This is a genomic window from Massilia sp. DJPM01 (assembly GCF_030348125.1).
Lineage (GTDB): Bacteria > Pseudomonadota > Gammaproteobacteria > Burkholderiales > Burkholderiaceae_D > Telluria_A > Telluria_A frigida.
In genome coordinates, this window is sequence record NZ_JAQOZV010000054.1 from 17,321 (window position 1) to 32,927 (window position 15,607).

8 protein-coding genes and 1 pseudogene are annotated in these 15,607 nt (G+C 51.8%); 2 read left to right on the forward strand and 7 right to left on the reverse strand.

Features of this window, described 5'->3' with window-relative positions; genetic code table 11:
* Positions 1–109: 109 nt before the first annotated feature.
* Genes PO883_RS26845 through PO883_RS26855 form a run of 3 tightly spaced genes read right to left on the reverse strand, consistent with a single transcriptional unit; the run spans position 110 to position 7,190 of the window.
* Complete coding sequence (locus tag PO883_RS26845; protein WP_289312479.1) at positions 110–1,954, reverse strand: UvrD-helicase domain-containing protein; 1,845 nt, start codon at positions 1,952–1,954, stop codon at positions 110–112.
* A complete protein-coding gene (locus PO883_RS26850) occupies positions 1,951–4,266 on the reverse strand; it encodes an AAA family ATPase (RefSeq protein ID WP_289312480.1) in 2,316 nt (771 codons plus the stop codon). Before PO883_RS26850 ends, PO883_RS26845 begins: the two co-directional genes overlap by 4 nt.
* A gap of 38 nt (positions 4,267–4,304) precedes the next feature.
* Positions 4,305–7,190 carry a DNA methyltransferase gene (locus PO883_RS26855; RefSeq protein ID WP_289312481.1) on the reverse strand — a complete coding sequence of 962 codons (2,886 nt, stop codon included), beginning with the start codon at positions 7,188–7,190 and terminating at the stop codon, positions 4,305–4,307.
* Between the two features lie 294 nt (positions 7,191–7,484).
* Between PO883_RS26855 and PO883_RS26860 the strand changes: the two are divergent.
* Positions 7,485–8,003: pseudogene (locus tag PO883_RS26860) on the forward strand (IS66 family transposase zinc-finger binding domain-containing protein); the annotation flags it as partial.
* 79 nt (positions 8,004–8,082) lie between these two features.
* Here PO883_RS26860 and PO883_RS26865 read toward each other — a convergent pair.
* From PO883_RS26865 to PO883_RS26875, 3 genes are all read right to left on the reverse strand, one after another.
* Entirely contained in the window at positions 8,083–10,407 is a 2,325-nt protein-coding gene (locus PO883_RS26865; RefSeq protein ID WP_289312482.1) for a patatin-like phospholipase family protein, read from the reverse strand.
* A gap of 477 nt (positions 10,408–10,884) precedes the next feature.
* Positions 10,885–12,228: a hypothetical protein gene (locus PO883_RS26870; protein WP_289312483.1), complete on the reverse strand. Its 1,344-nt coding sequence runs from the start codon at positions 12,226–12,228 to the stop codon at positions 10,885–10,887.
* A gap of 14 nt (positions 12,229–12,242) precedes the next feature.
* On the reverse strand, positions 12,243–13,175 hold the full coding sequence (locus tag PO883_RS26875; RefSeq protein WP_289312484.1) for a hypothetical protein: 933 nt from the start codon (positions 13,173–13,175) through the stop codon (positions 12,243–12,245).
* 526 nt (positions 13,176–13,701) lie between these two features.
* On the opposite strand from PO883_RS26875, the gene PO883_RS26880 reads away from it, so the two are divergent.
* Positions 13,702–14,040: a toll/interleukin-1 receptor domain-containing protein gene (locus tag PO883_RS26880; protein ID WP_289312485.1), complete on the forward strand. Its 339-nt coding sequence runs from the start codon at positions 13,702–13,704 to the stop codon at positions 14,038–14,040.
* A 202-nt stretch (positions 14,041–14,242) separates the two neighbouring features.
* Here the strand turns inward: PO883_RS26880 and PO883_RS26885 are convergent, their stop codons facing one another.
* The gene (locus tag PO883_RS26885) at positions 14,243–15,211 is read right to left on the reverse strand and encodes a hypothetical protein (RefSeq protein WP_289312486.1); all 969 of its coding nucleotides are present in this window, start codon (positions 15,209–15,211) and stop codon (positions 14,243–14,245) included.
* Positions 15,212–15,607 lie beyond the last annotated feature (396 nt).

Here is a 15,607-nt window from a genome sequence, read left to right on the forward strand (position 1 = left end):
CTGTTGTGGCCGGAGGTGTTCGATGACAAGTGACTATCGAGTATCGGCCATATAACTTACAGGTGTTCTATGCCAATTCAACTGAAGCCTACTTCTGAAAATACTACGCTCACTGAATTATTATAACCTCTTGGTCTAAGAACCATTTTTCCGCGACTACAAAATTTCGAACCGCGTCTGGATCCTCGGTGTAAGCGACCAGAGCTAAACTTTCTTCAGCACGACTACAGGTCACATAAAATAATCGCCGAGTTGTGTCGGTCGCTTTAGCTCCCGCTTTGGCACCAAATAATTTCTCATAGGAAAACATTGAACCATTGGCTTCTTTATCATCCATCACTACAAAAACTCTTTTAAACTGAAGACCTTTTACCCCATGGTGGGTATCAAACTCGGCGTTCCCGTCCATATATATCTTATATGCTTTGATCTGCTTATAGGGAGTTTTCAAGGCCGTGCGCCAAGCTGATATCACCGGATCCTCCAGCTCGGACCCATTTGATACATTCACTCCTAAGCCCTCGACAGTCTCAAATCCTTGAAGACTATTCGGAATTACCAACAAAGAAGACGAGCGTACGCATTGAAGAATTTGCGAAAAAGTCACTGAATTACAAGAATCTAATAATTCGGCCAGAACGTCCACGGCTGCCCGCGCCTTGCTAATCTGACTAAGTGTATCGACATCTTTCTGGCCCAATAGTTTCGAGTCAAGTATCGGTGAGTTGGCCCGGAGAAGAGCCATCAGACGATATTGGTCCTGGTTTTCAATGGCTTCGGTAATTGGAAGGACAGTGTTGGAGAAAAAAGTAAGGCCGGACAGATCCCCCCGCGTTAAACCGGATTTCAATTTATCGGAAGCAGAAAGGGCCTCAAAAAGACTTAAAAATCCTAGACGTCTCGCGGCCATGTGATGTTCGAGTATGAGTGTTTTTACTGAGCCAGTGTTGTTCCAAGAATTATCTTTAGCTGCAATAGCCATTCGACCCAAAATGTGTTTTTCGATGCTTGATTTGTCTTGCGCTGGACTTGGAACCAAAAATAGTCGAACTACGCCTTCTGCTTTATCTTTTCGAGCTGTCTGTTCTCTACCATCCACCGGCATGCGGATCTTATTTAGAAGAGTCACTACCCTTAATGAGCACCTGTGATTCATCTTCTTAATGGGCGTAACCCAATCATCAGGTAAACCGCTATCTAAATCTGCCTTACCATCGTTATAAATTCTTTGCATCATATCGCCAAATAGCCCCAACAAGAAAACATTCTTTCTTTCTTGCTGGACAGAAATCAGTGATTCGATAAGCGATTTGTTGGTGTCTTGGCTTTCATCAATTAATAGAATTGGAAATCTGTTTACAAATATGTCTCGAACAATCGATCTAGAAAGAAAGTTTGTTGCAATTTTTATGACTTCCGAATGATTCAACGAATCTCTGGTACGATTATCACCATCAGGGCTATAGATGAATTCCGAAATTGCGTCGAGCTGAGTTAACCTTTTGTTTTTTGATATTATCGACAAACCTCGGTCAATCGACGCTTGGCTTTCTTTGCCTTTTAGCTGCTGGGCAGTAAGTTTATCAATTTCAATGGTTAGGTTCTCGCGTAGCCATTCCCTAATATCATTGTTAAAACCCTCGATGAGAGACCATGCAAAACTGTGCACGGTCGAAACATAGAAAATTGAATTATTTCCCAAACGCTCTGCAATTTCATATCGCGCCTTATTAGTATAAGTGATGACAGCGACCCGTTGGCCATGCAACCATAATCGATCACTTTGCGTCGCAAGTAGAAATTTTAAGGCTTTTACTAACGATCCAGTTTTTCCAGAACCAGCGCCAGCGAAAAGAAAAAAACTTCTGAGGGTGGTTTGGCCAAGGCAGCTTGCGATTTGATCGTCAGCAGCCCCGTCCACCAAGTCGTCAGCCATATCGAGAGCACTGCTCATGCTGACTCCAAAATACTCAAAACTTCTACCGAAACGATCTCATCTTGCTTCAGAATCAGTAAGGCCTGCAACCAATCCAATCCATTATGAATATAAGTCGGGATCTTCAGCTCTGATGGATCGGTAGAGAAAAGGATATCAAGAGCAAATTCCGCCTTTTTCTTGGTTTTATCCAAAATCACAAACAAAGAATTAGTTAGTTGATCTAAACTCGCAGATGTATTGATGGCACGTCGGAAATCTGCAATTAAATTATCACCAGCAAGAACCTTGAACCGGTCAATATTTTCCAAAACGAGTGCATCCTCGAAAGTTCTAGCCAAAGCCTCTTTGGCAGAGTGCGGGATTTTTACGACAACGTCTACTGGCGATTGATAAGCAATACGGACGGAGAAAGTCGCTGTTTTTGTTATAACTTTTTTATCTTCAGGCAGATCCAGCAGTGAATCTATATTGCCACTAGGTTGAAGCCATGTTTTAATAACGGAGCTACCAGTTATTAACCCGAAATTTCGTTTCGGGTTTGCTTTTTTGTGACAACCCGTTGGCTCTGCAGAGTCGAGGTCAGTTATCATTAAGGTGTTTAGCCCGAGATGCTCTAATAAAGACTGGAATCGATGTGCGTGGCTGCCGCCGATTTCCAATATTGTAATGTAGCAGCTATCCAAGTTTGGAAAGTGGCCAGAAATGAAATGCGGTAATAACATTCGCTCAGCTGCACCTTCTACGAAGATGGCGGCGTCAGCAAAAAATAGATCACAGTGAGTCGCCTTCAAATAACGACTTACAAATTTTGCTGTGTTGTCCTTTTTTCCGAAAACCTCGGAAAGATTTATTACTGAAGAAGTTGGAACTGAACCTGGCATCTTTGCCGCTGGTTCGCGCCGAAAATATCGCATATCTGCGAAATCCGTCTCATGCGCGATGTGACTCGAATGTGTACTCACCACCAGTTGGGTAATGTGCGATTTGCTTTCCAATAGATCTGGGTGATTACGCAATATTTTTGACGCTTTTCTGATGAATACCTGCTGAACTTGCGCATGTAAATGGGCTTCCGGCTCCTCCACCAGAACCAAGTGAATTAACGCTGGCGCATCGTCCTCTTTAGCAGCCTCTGTATTTTTAGCTTTCCCAACTCGCATCCATGCGTCACGGAAGCCTATCAGTCGAAAAGCCATAGATATCAGATTTTGATAGCCAAGTCCATTCGACTGCTCCGGCAAATTATACGAATATTTTGATTCAACATCTTCTAACGATGAAATTTCATAGGTCACCGCTGATTCATGATTTAATCCGTCTGTAGGACGAATCCGCGTAGAAATATTAATCTTAGGCTGACTTAATCCAGCGTAACCCAATGTCTCCAGTTCCCGAATCGGCCCCAAAAAACCATGTTTTAGTCGGTCATCAAATTTGGTTTGTGCTGAGTGAATCGCTTGGAGCGCTTCTACGTCGGACGGCTCGGGCCTCTCGCTAGGATCAAGATGTTTTGAATAGTAAGTTCTCAGCTGCTCTGAAAGACGACGACGCTCTGTTGGCTGGCCGGTCGAAGCGGATCCGGCAGTGGAAAATGGCGGCGTATGATCACTAAAACCACGTTGCGCATTGATTTCGTCAATCTGAATTAATCCTAAAAAGGGCTCCTCGGAAAAGCCTTCCAAACCGCTAGGTAACGTTTGTGGCTGCGCGACCCCGCTAACAGGAGGTTTTTCCTTATTTGGATCAAGAAGATAGGACTTGACTTTGAATAAGCTATTCAAATTCTTTGCAATAAATTCGCTGAAAGATGCTGGCCATAACTGAACCGTATAATCAGGATCCACTGCAGTCTTTAACTCTTTTCTCGCTTGTTCCGTTGTGTCTTTTGCTAGAACGCGAGCCGCACAATAGCGTTGGACGAGTTCATTCGCTTCTACTGGCTCTAATTGAAGGCGTACGCCGATCAGCTCTTTGTTCCAACCTAACGTGGGCAGCAAATGAGAAACCCTATGAAGTTGTTCGACTTCAACCTGTAGCCACACGTCCAATGATGGCAGGCATCCTTGCCAAGAAAAACTGGTGGCTGCTGAACTACCCTCAGCCTCCAATCTTTCTCCTAGTTTGTCGAACTGCCTCCACGTGCTAACTGGCAGATCATTCATTGAGAAGGACCTATTTCGCTCAATCAAGAACGTCCGCAAAGCCGTCATTCCTGACGTTTTCCCGCTGTTGTTGGCACCAACAAATAGCGTAGTGTTGCAAGCTAAATCAATACGTACCGCTGCCAAGCGGCGAAAATTGCGGATTTCTACAAAATTTATATGCATGGATTCGTTAGGGTTAGGATTGTCGAAAGTTTTTCAAATTAATCACCAAACGCATCCTCACTAATAAAAAATGGATCGTCGGAAAATTGCTTTGGCAGACCCGGACCATTGCTGATGGCGCCATCCCTATTTTCTTCGTCTATCTGCTGATTCAGCATGAATAATTTTTCTTTTAGATCATCCTTTTCCGAGAATCCATAGGCTTTTTTCACTAACCTGTCGAGCTCCAGGTGTGCAGTGCGCAGAGGGTTTTCTCCTGGAAGATCAAATGTGGAATATAGATTTCTTAGTCCACCTTCGACGGCCTTAAGCGCATTATTACGAACCTCTCGGATTTTCCGTCCAGCTTCCGCTACGGCCCTAATTTGGCTTAAAAGGGGCTTTTGCGGCCATGGAAAGGTATCAAATATTGACTCTGATGAGTATCGCGGATCAACTTTCATATTTGAACATTTTGCATGAAACCAGTCGTAATGTACTGCTGACTGTAAAATTCCGAAGCTGTAGTCATCTGATAAACAAAAAACCTGTAGCGCATCACCTGGCTGTATGGCGGCGTTGACGAAAAAGAATATAGGACGCTTAGTTACCCGCGAACAAGCGATATATCTATTGAGAGGTGAAATAACGCTTACCATCTCGGCTCGCGCCCACGACAGTTGCCACCAACGTTCTAGAAATTGTCGATGATGTGGGCGCATTATTCCTGCGTCGTCCTTCCCCTTCTCCGCTGCTGCTATGCGATCCGGCAGCACTCTTTTCTCTATTCGCTGGAAAGCGAAAGGATAGCTTTTCGCCTCTAGAACAGTGCGTTTTTCGAAATTTAGCAAATAACGACGTTCGGCTACCCCCCCTAATACTTCGTCCCCTACTAAATATGGGGAAGTTAGAACCAGTTCGGGTTTAGGCAAGCTGTTGCGCTCAGCTTCAGACAACACAAATGCTTTGTGTCCCGGGGTAATTCCTTGGAAAGCAATCGGTGGGTTGATATTGCATACAAGCCGAACTGCCGAACTAATATCTAGCTGATCAGACAAACTAGAGTTAATATTATCGACCTCGCGCATGTCGAGCTCAAACTTATGTGCTATATCATTTTCTGTCTTGGCCTTACTCGTCGATTTTTGTTTTTTATGCTCAAACCACAGTCGTCGAACTTTTGGAATCAGCTCTATTTCTTTTGTTTTTATCCAATTCACGATTGACACATGTACGGCGGCTTCGCCTGACCAGGGCTGGTTTTGGACCGCGTCGACAATGGTACCGACCGCCGTGATGTGATCAAGTCCTCCCACCCGGCTGGCGTTATTCCTGATATTTTGTGTTCCCACTAATCCTGCGCGACCAATTTCCCACTCGACACTCGTTGTTGGGCGTAAGTGGCGCTCAGCCCTCCAAAGCCAATAAACGCAGAGATCGGCCATACCTGGCACTTCTGGGTAGGCTTTTCGCAGTCGTCGTACATACTCCACGCCTTGTTTCGGCTTGAGCAACTTCGCTCCTAAGAACGGAGGATTTCCGACAATCACGCACGCATCGGGCCAAGGTGTTTGTTGTCCGCTCGGATTGATCAATGCGTCGCCGGAATAGAAATTAGCATCGAGATTATCGAGTGGTAGCGCTTGCTCTTGTATGTGGAGTTCATCTATCGCAAGTTTATGCGCTAGCATCATTGTAACCTTGGCGAGCTCAACAGCGAATGGATTGATATCAATCCCAAAAAAATTCCGCGTTGATAAAAATCCCATGGGCCGTTGCGAGGAGTCAATACTTTTATATGTTCCCATTCGCTCGTATATCCGAGCTTCCAGCCGCTTAAGTTCGCGATATGTGATATAAAGAAAATTGCCAGAGCCGCATGCTGGGTCAAGTACTTTAAAATTTTCTATCTTGAGCAAGAGGCGCTCGAGTTCCGACAATGTCTTTGCAGACTCTATTTTCTGGGTCCAAGGCTCTACTATCGTGGGGCCGACGACTTTCATAATATCGAGCGGACTAGTGTAGTGCGCTCCAAAAGCTCGCCTCTCATCGGCATCCATGCTGTGTTCGAAAATTACCCCAAAGATTTCCGGCCTAACTTTGGACCAGTCGAACTTAGCGGCTTCACGCAACAACATAACCTCTTCTTGGTGAAGTTCGATTTGTGCTGGCGACGAGAAAAGTCCACCATTGAAGTAAGGAATACCTTTAAATCGACCGCCCGGCGTGTTGCCAGGAGTATTCATTTCCATAAAAAGCCGACCAAGTAGGTCGTAAGAGGCCTCGGGAGTATTGCAGTCTTCCAGTAATCTCGCGAAAAAATACTTCTCTATTAATCCAATATCTTCTGCAAAAAGTGCCATTAGAGCTTGCAAAGAGAAACGCTGAGCCAGCGCTCGATCTACTCCTCGCCCAACTAAAGACTTAAAGAGATGTGCAAGCTTATCAGCTGCTTGACGAGTCACTGTTTCTTGATGATTCCCAAAGACCGGAGCAATCGGTTGCGGCAATAAAAAGGTCAGCGGTCCGAATCGATGAGGCAAATCGATCAATTTTACTATGTCAACTGGTGAGTCCATTTGAGAGTTGAAGTCGTAAATCCAAAACTCGTCAAAATTGCAGAGTATTACCATGTTCGGACGATCAGGTACTAATCTCGTCCAATATGTGAAGGCTTGCGAATAATGCTTACCGAGATTCTCGCCACGTTTCTTCATCTCAATGAGAACGACCGGACGCCAAACCAGATCCGCAAAGCTCGTTTTATTTTTTTCGTTCTTTATCCTTGTTTCACATGTGGCGCCTGCCTCTTTAAAGCCACCGTGACCAAACGCTCGGAAGAACTGATCTAAGAAAATCTGAGCTTCACCTTTCTCATCACCTAAGATGTGAGCATGGCACCATTGCACGAAAGTTGAAAGCCGGGCTTGCAGTTCTGTAGTCATTTAAAAGCGCAGTTAAGGTATGAATTCCCCAAGCTTATCCGAAATTCAAATTTTTTCCTGTGTTATTGGAAATTTTTTCACTTCTTTCTAACATCAGTCCGTTCCAAACCGCTTCGTATTCGCCACTAGACGGTCTATGCAACGCTAGTGGAACGGATTTTGTGCCGTGGAGGGACCGTCACTGGTTTGCCTGGGGTCGGGGACAACCTCACTTGGGTCATCAATGAGTAACGCCATTTCATGCGCAGCGGTCACGATCACCGGAATGACTGGTCACGTTCGCCGGAATACGCAAAGCGCATCCAGTTCGGCAATAAGAGTGAAGTTCAGTCCGGTGAGCAGCACGAGCTGTTCGAAGAGACGGTCGACGCCGATCTGGCGGCGATGGAAGACGAGCTGCAGGGCTTGCAAGGCAAAAAGCCCAAAGCGCCACGCCAACGCGCTGGCCGCCAAGCCTTGCCGCCGGAGCTGCCACGTATTGAACACCGCTACGAACCCGAATCGTGCCAGTGCGGCCGCTGCGGCAAGGACCTAGTCAAGATTGGCGAAGACGTCAGCGAACAACTCGACGTGGAGCCCGCCCGCTTCTTCGTGCACCGCCAAGTCCGCCCGCAGTATGCGTGCCGAGGCTGCGAAACAGTGACGGCGGCCCCCGTGCCAGCGGACGTAATCGATGGCGGCCTGTTGGCTTAGGCGACAGTGAGCAAGTACGCGAACTACCTGCCTTTGTACCGAATTGGACAGATCGCCGCGCGCCAGAGCGTCACGCCGGCACGTTCTACCTTGGCCGAATGGGTGGGCAAGTCGGGAGTGACTCGGGCGCGCCGACGATCTCTTCCGCCTTGACCCTCTCCTGTGCTGGTTTTTGCCGGACGTCCGAAGGCCGCTCAGATCACTCGCACTTTGTGCCGTTCGCTGGCAGCGGCTTCTTTGCCTGGTCTGCGATCACGCTGTCGAAATCGCGCGCTCCCGTCGCATCGCCCGCGATGAGCTTGGCGAGTATGGCGGCAGTTTGTGCGACATACTGACGCGCCAGCTCGCGGTAGGCCACGAACAGGGTCCCCGACGAGTTCGCCGTCATGAGTAAGGTCGAATGCTGAGGGAAGATCGGGCAGCCGGGACTGACACCTTTTTCCACACCGTGATTGAGTTTCAAGAAAATCGCGCTATCGCAATTGAGCAACGATGTCGGCGCGAGCGTATCCACGCCGCGGACGTAGCATTCAGCCAGCTTGCCACCGATCCGCCCGTTCATCTGGTTGGCGATGAAGTGGCGGAAGTTTATCGCCGGCTTGGCAATGAACAGGCGCACGTCCTTTTCGCCCAGCTCCTTGCAGGCGTCCGAGCCGCTAGCGACGGCCTGATGACGGATGCAGCCGAACAGGACCGGGTGGTGGGCAAACCAGCTCTGCATATCATAGGCAAAGTCCTTGTCGTCGACCTTGCCGCAGTGACCCGCAAAATCCTCCAGGCCAGGCAGGTACAGGTTTTTTGGAAGCACATCGCCGGGCGTGTATCTCAAGCGTCGCCCCAAGTCGCAGATATCCTTGAACAGACCGTTCTCGTCAGCAGCAGCATCGGAAATCAAGAGATGCTTGACGTCGCGCTTTAACAAGGAATAGGCGCCCAGGTTCTCGGCATTGCCGCCATCGATCAGGCGGATGAACACGGAGCGATGCCGGTCCTTGAGCTCCGGTGATGGATGTTCGATTGCGGGCGCGTCCACCATCCGCTTGTCGAACCAATACAAGGGAAACGGCAAGCGGCGATGCAATTGCCGGCGCTCAACACCGAGATTGTAGTTCGCAATGTCATAGCCCCAGTCGAGGTTGGCGACATGCTGCCCCACCCCGAGTAAAGTGCGCAGATACCTGTTCTTGTATTTCAACTGGTTCGCGTCGAGGAAGGCGGCAGAAGCGGCCACGGAATCGAGCACCGAGAGATCATGAATCGCAGGCGAGGCCGACACATAGCCATAGCGCCCCGAGCCATGGCTCACCGCCGTCATCTCGAACATATCGCTGTTGGTCACATCATCCTTCCCGGTTGTCATCCAGCCGAACACGCTGCGGGTCTGGGGCGCGGCCGCACTCATGATCCAGAATGGCAGGCGCGCGCCAGCGGGGCCGCGCTTGAGCAAGCCGAGTCGCAACTCATCGAAGGTGAGCGCGATGGGAGCCGGGCCGTGACCGGGACCATCGGGCTGGCAGTCGAGCATAGCCATCAGCCCCGGAGAACTCTGCCCGCAGCGGCGTGCGGCATCCGTGATGGCCACTTCCGACAGGGGCGTGCTGCGCGTCAACGTCGCACCGTAGGCCAGGCCGATGCCGTGCCGGTAGGCGTGCCCGGAAGGCGAGAGAAAATAGCCCCGGTCAAAGGCGGTACTGGCCACATTCGCATGCGGAATGGAACCCACTGTGCCGAGCAGCGCGTGCAGGGATATACCAGAATCCATGCCGGCGGTGGTGGTCATGTGACAGCAACCGGGGCGCAGCAAGTCCTGCGAGCATTTGAGCAAGGCCTGATAGCGGATATCCTGTGCCCTCTGGGCCGCAGTATCGGCTCGGCTGGCCAGGTCGAGGCGACCGCAGTAGTTGGTGGAACGAATCCTCGCGCCAATTGGTTCTTCGGCGAAGCCTTCCGGATCAGACAGGCAATCGCGAAACAGGTCCTGATTGCTCACTGGCGTGCGCGGCCCGGACCGCAGCGCAGGAAAGATCCGATGGGCGTAATAGAAATAGGCAGCGTACCCGCCGCCTGACACCGTACTGATGTAATCGGCCTTGTCGAGCAGGCCCGCATCGGCAAGTCCCGCCAGCACGCCGATGGAAAACGAGGAAGCCTTAGTCCCCCCGCCCGACAGGGCGATGCCGAAATGCGATCGGGCGCGGTCGGCAGGAAAAAACGGGGTTTCGAGTGCGGTGCGTAGCTCGCTCTCGGCAAGCGACAAGGCCTGCGCCTCTAGGCGCACCTTGTCGTCAACACTTAGGACCTGTGCCGTGGCCGGCGCCAGCAGCCGCGTGACGCACACCGATGCCTGGGACAGCTGTTGCTGGCCGGCCGGCTTGAGAACCTGGGCCTGGGCTGCCGCCAGGGCGGCTGGATTACAGTCGGCCAGGGGGTAGGTGAACGGAAGCTTGGTTTCTGCCACCGGGTAATGGGTCACACAGCCAGTCGTAACTAACAGGACCAGCATTGCTGCGATCAAGGTACGCATCGTATCTCCGGAAAGGATTGCCTAGTAGATAATAGCCCAACTTATCGCGCGAAGCCCACAAATTGTCACGACGGCGCTTCAAGTTGTAGCACAGCTCGCTCGTCCAGCACACCAACAGGGTGAGGTCCCACACCAACAGGGTCAGCTCCGGCGATCGTACATGTGGGAACTTCGTGACGCTTTCATAGTCATCATCGTAATCGCACAGTACATTGGCACCTCCCGTCCCCCACACCTCGCACCTTTGGTCGCCCTCAATAGGAAATGGCGTGCCGCGTTTACCATTTGCCCGGTCTTCGGTCGAACCCGTCAGGATTGCAATGATCCTTGCCGTTTTGCGTAAACAAAGCAGCGGGCCGACGTACCCTCGCAACAGAGCTGGGCGCCACAGTCCAGTACTTGCTCCCTAGGCTAGACAGAGGGCTGGACAACTACCTTATGCGCCTCCAGGCAGCCAACCTCGACCTCGTCTACCCATCAAAATATGTTCTGGATGAGACTCGCAAGTTTTTTGCGGAAGTTATGCCAGGGATTACTCCCTGCCGGGAGTGGCATCATGTTGACCAAGTGCAGCGGTGCCGCTAGTGTCGTCTCTGGCTGGGGCCTCCGGAGTGGCTGGAGTGGGCACGCAACGCAATGGGCTTCTTCGGCATTGGGGGCTGGCTTCGTGACGTGTTTACTCGTCATCAGCGGTTTCCATATGAACTCAGAACCATCAGCGGCTTTAACTGGCCGACCGCCGTAAATAAGCACAGGCAGCATCGCGCGGGGAAGACTAAACTCGAAAGCAATGGTCGAAGCGATATCATCGGTTCCGAGTTCGCGGCCCCTAGCGATCCTTCCACCAATTCGTTTACACAACGCTCGCATATAACCGTCATCGCCCGGGGCGACGTAATTGAGAATATGTAGATTTTGGAAGGCCAGGCCTTTCATGACGCCGCTTGGATCCACCTCCAGACGGTGACCATCCGGGACCGAGATTTTCACTCTGGTACGGCGACACTTTCCCTCGTCGTGCAGTTGCGCGATCGCCTCATGTAGTTTCGCTTCGCCCACGTCGGTTATAAACGCCATCCGGATGAACAGCATGGCCTCTGGGGACAGTGCATGCCTCTTGTGCGCGCACGGCGTAAACAGGCATGAGATTCGTCGTTCGATCTCCCCTCCGCTCCACGACGCATCACCGTAGTAGCGTACCTTGCTGTTTGGAGCCAGAACAGGCATCGACTGAACGTCGCTCACATTGACGCCGTCAATCCTGCTCGCCAACACGTTCACAAGAGCGTGGTCACCGCTATGTGGATCTGCCCCGATGTAGTAAACGCTGTGGTCGACTGCCTCGAGACGATCAAACCAACTCGCAACTTCCTGACTTGTTGCAATCTGAAGCTGAGCCAAGATAGCAGCAGCAACACGTGCCCCTTTATCTGGATCGACCAATTCGAACTGTTTACGCCATTCGCCCCAATCCGTCCAAGCAAAAGTCCCCCTGCGGCTACATGCTTCGGCATTTTCGCGCCACGACAATCCGCTTTTCCTAAGCCATTGATTGACTTGTTGAGAGACATGATCCTTGGTCAAGCGCCGAATCATCGGAGACGCTTCTAGCGAAGCAGATGTCATGCTGGCCATCACAATGATCGGAACAACCGAATATCTGACCGTGAGGTCTTCAATATCAGCGTTGTTGGATACCTTATCGTCGCCGAGGCTGACGATGAGAAGTTGATCGTGCCATCTACCTGCCGTTCGTTCTTCGAGGTCGGCCGCCAGTTCTTGCGCGTGGTCAGGGCCAACCGCAACGATTAGTTGCACCATTGCGTTCGAACCTTTTACTGAGGCGAGTTTTTAATCAATTCCAGGACGATCGAGAACGGTATGTTCAAACTCTGCATTTGCTCCATCGTCATCCGATCGACTACAGCATGCAGCAATTCGCGCGCATGCTTGTCCTTGGGTTCCTTCGGTCCGCCAGACGAAAAAACGCCGCTTTCTGGAGCAGCGGCCGGCTCTGCTTCCACTTTCCCAACTCGTGCCTGTTCGAAGTCCCGCAATAGCTGAACCTTGAGCTCTTCAATGCGATCCCCCTGGACTTTGAGATCGGCCAAGCGTAAACCGAACAAATGCACGATTGCATCACTCCGGAATTCCTGCCATCGACGGTCCAATCGAGGCGTTGTCGACTTTAGTCTGGAAATCCAAGCTTGGTAGGTTGCCGAGACCTCACAGCTCAAAAGCGCCACTAATTCGGGCGTTACCTCACCGGCTTCATCTAACGACGTCAAGAACATGCCTCGCATGGCTTCAAATTCGGCGATGGTGACTGAGTGTATTGTTGGGGTTTCGGCCGAGGCGGCAGCCGAAGACTCGCGAACGTTAAGTTCCGATGTCGATCTGTCAAAGTACAGTTGGCGGCTTGGCGCAACCGCTACAAAGCTTTTCCACAACATCCCACGCGTTCGAATCTTGCCTGTGACTGGTGATGCGGGGGGAATGTTGTAGATCGGATCCGTTCCACTTCTATCCGTGGTAACGTCCACCAAACCTTCGAGATATTGCTCCACAAAGGCGCGCAAGTTGGCTGTCTTCCCGCCTTGAACGAATAGCCGATGAGTGGTTCCAGTAGGCAGCAGCGAGTCGATTAAGGGTGCAAGACGCGAGCCTGTAATTCTTGTCGCGCCATGCCCTTGCAGTAGAGCGGCGAGTTGATCGCGAACTTCTTGTTTGTTGAGCACTGTGACAGTGCCCGGCGTAGGTTCCGGCATGAAATCCTATCCCTAGAAAAACAACTGCCCACATACGTGGGCGTGTTCGCTGCAATAATCAGACCAGCCAAGTCAGCATCTTGGTCAGGACAGGGTCTTTAGCGCGTCCACCCCTCTGGTATATTTTGCGCCAACTGCCCGCAGGCCGAAAGCTACGCGGGCCTTAGGACATCATGATCAAAAAGATATGTTGTCGGTTTTAAAGCCCTACCATCCCTCAATTGTAGCACAGTGACGGTGGCCTGTTCTATATAAAACAAGGGCGCCACGGGAGCGGCTGCTGAAAATATATGGAATCGCATTCGAGTTCGCTCACGAAAAAAGTGAATTGAGCGGCCGCCCTTGTTGACCAAGGTAGACCAGCGAAGTTGGCCCGTTCTGCGCTGGTCCTCGTCGGGGACACCGGGGGCGGACGAAGCAGCGGGCCGCGATGGTCCCGCTGGTCGCGGACAGGTTCGTCTGTGGAGTACACGGCTGCCGAGGTACAGACGCTCACGCCGATCTGCGAATACGTCGAGAACGAGCAGTGGAGCAACCTGATCTGCGTGACGTCTTCCTCTGCCACGCGTGGGGCGACCCGAACGGGCTAGCCAAAGATCTGCACAATTTGCTCGTAGCAGCTGGTGTCGAAGTTTGGTTCAGCGAGAAAGACCTTGGCCTCGGTGTGCCGATGATGCGCGCCATCGACAAGGGCTTAGCGAATTCGCGAATTGGGCTTGTGCTGGTGACCCCGGCGCTGCTGGCCCGCCTCCCAAAAGAGAGCGTCGCCGACAAAGAGCTTTCGGTGCTCTTGGCGGGCAACCAGCTCACTCCCTTCGTGCACAACACCACGTATGCGATCTCCAGCCCTATGCTCGCCTCTTGAACCGGCGTAGACACCGCAGAAGAGTCAATGGCGTCCGTCTCGACAAAAATCGCTTAGCTGGTAATGCTCTAACTTACTGTCCGCGCAAAGATGCCATGCATGTTGGATATCCCAGCGCCCTGACGTTCGTGGACGACATGGAAACCTTACGCGCCAGTCTTGGCTTGCCTGTTACGGCTGAGACATCCCGCCCCTTGTCGCTTCATTTGAGAGACTTGCCAGCCACCGTAGAATCTGGCGCTGATGCGGTCCCAGAGCGATAGTCCCAGTGAGGGAACCAATAGGTCTTCCCATCCCAGACAACAGAGAAATTGCCTTCGGCATCGGTGGATACGGACATACCCTTCAGCCCCTTCCCGACCCGGCCGGGCAAACCATGAAAATATGCCAGCGATATCGAAATCCATTCGGACTTGAATTCCTCGTCGCGCCGTTCGCCCTCAAGAAGCCTGACCAGCTCAGCCTCAAGTCGCCTGCGGCGCAGCAATAGTGTTTTCTGCTCGTCCACTCGGATGACGAGGTTCGCCGCATGCTGGCTGTTCAAGTACGAGACGAAGCCAGTAATCGATGCCTTCTGGCCAGGGGCGTTGAGAAGGTAGCGGTCTAGTGCTGTCTGCTCCGGCAACTGAAAACCGTTCTCCTCACAGGTCGCCAAGAGGGACGCAGCAGGGCGTAGCGCCAGACGCACTGTCCGGATGGATACACGATGTGCTGCCACCTTCAGTTGGAGCTCGCGACTGTATGCGGCTAAGACTCGTCCGGCCGGCGTTTCTGAAGGCAGGGACGCTACTATAGCGGCGACGCGGCGCAAATCGGATGCATCCTCGCGCTCCTGTGCATCGACGACAACCTGGCCAGTTTCGGCCATCCAACGCATTGGAAGCCGAACCCGACGCAAGCCCTCGGCGGTGAAATAGATGAGGAGCTGTGAGTAGAGCGGGATCTCGCCCCAGCGCTTCTCCATTTCATAGAAAAAGGGAAAATAGCCATGGATGGTCAGCGCCGCCTTTTGCGCCGGCACTTGCTCCAGGAGCCACATGCCAAATGCGCGGAATAGTTGGACAAATTGCGAACTCGACAGCCCCGCCTCATCAAGCCGAAGCCGCTTGAGGTAAGTATCTTTCCAATAGCAAGCTTCGCAAGAATTCCCCCGACCGGCCGGCATGAACATGCCACAGCACGGGCACGGAATACAGCTCACCGTGAGGCAGGCAGCGCACAGGCGTCGACCCGCAAGAGAAGTTGACAAACTACGATGGCGTCGGCAATCCTGGCATGTCCCGCGATCGGATGGTCTTGGCGCACGACCGGTACCCAATCCACGCTGCCCCTCGGCCTGCACAACCGACACCGCAACCAGCTTTGGTGGTCGAAAGTAGACGGAACAACTGTTGCAGACCGGGCCGAAGAGTGTGATCTTTCCAATCTTGTATTCGATTTTTCCGCAGCGTGCGCACGGAGCATTTTTCACGCAATCGCGGCATAGTGCGTCCTGATTGCCCTTCGGCAGACGGGACTGAACGCCGCACCTGGCGCATTGGCGCCGTTCAAATACCCGTTGATAGCA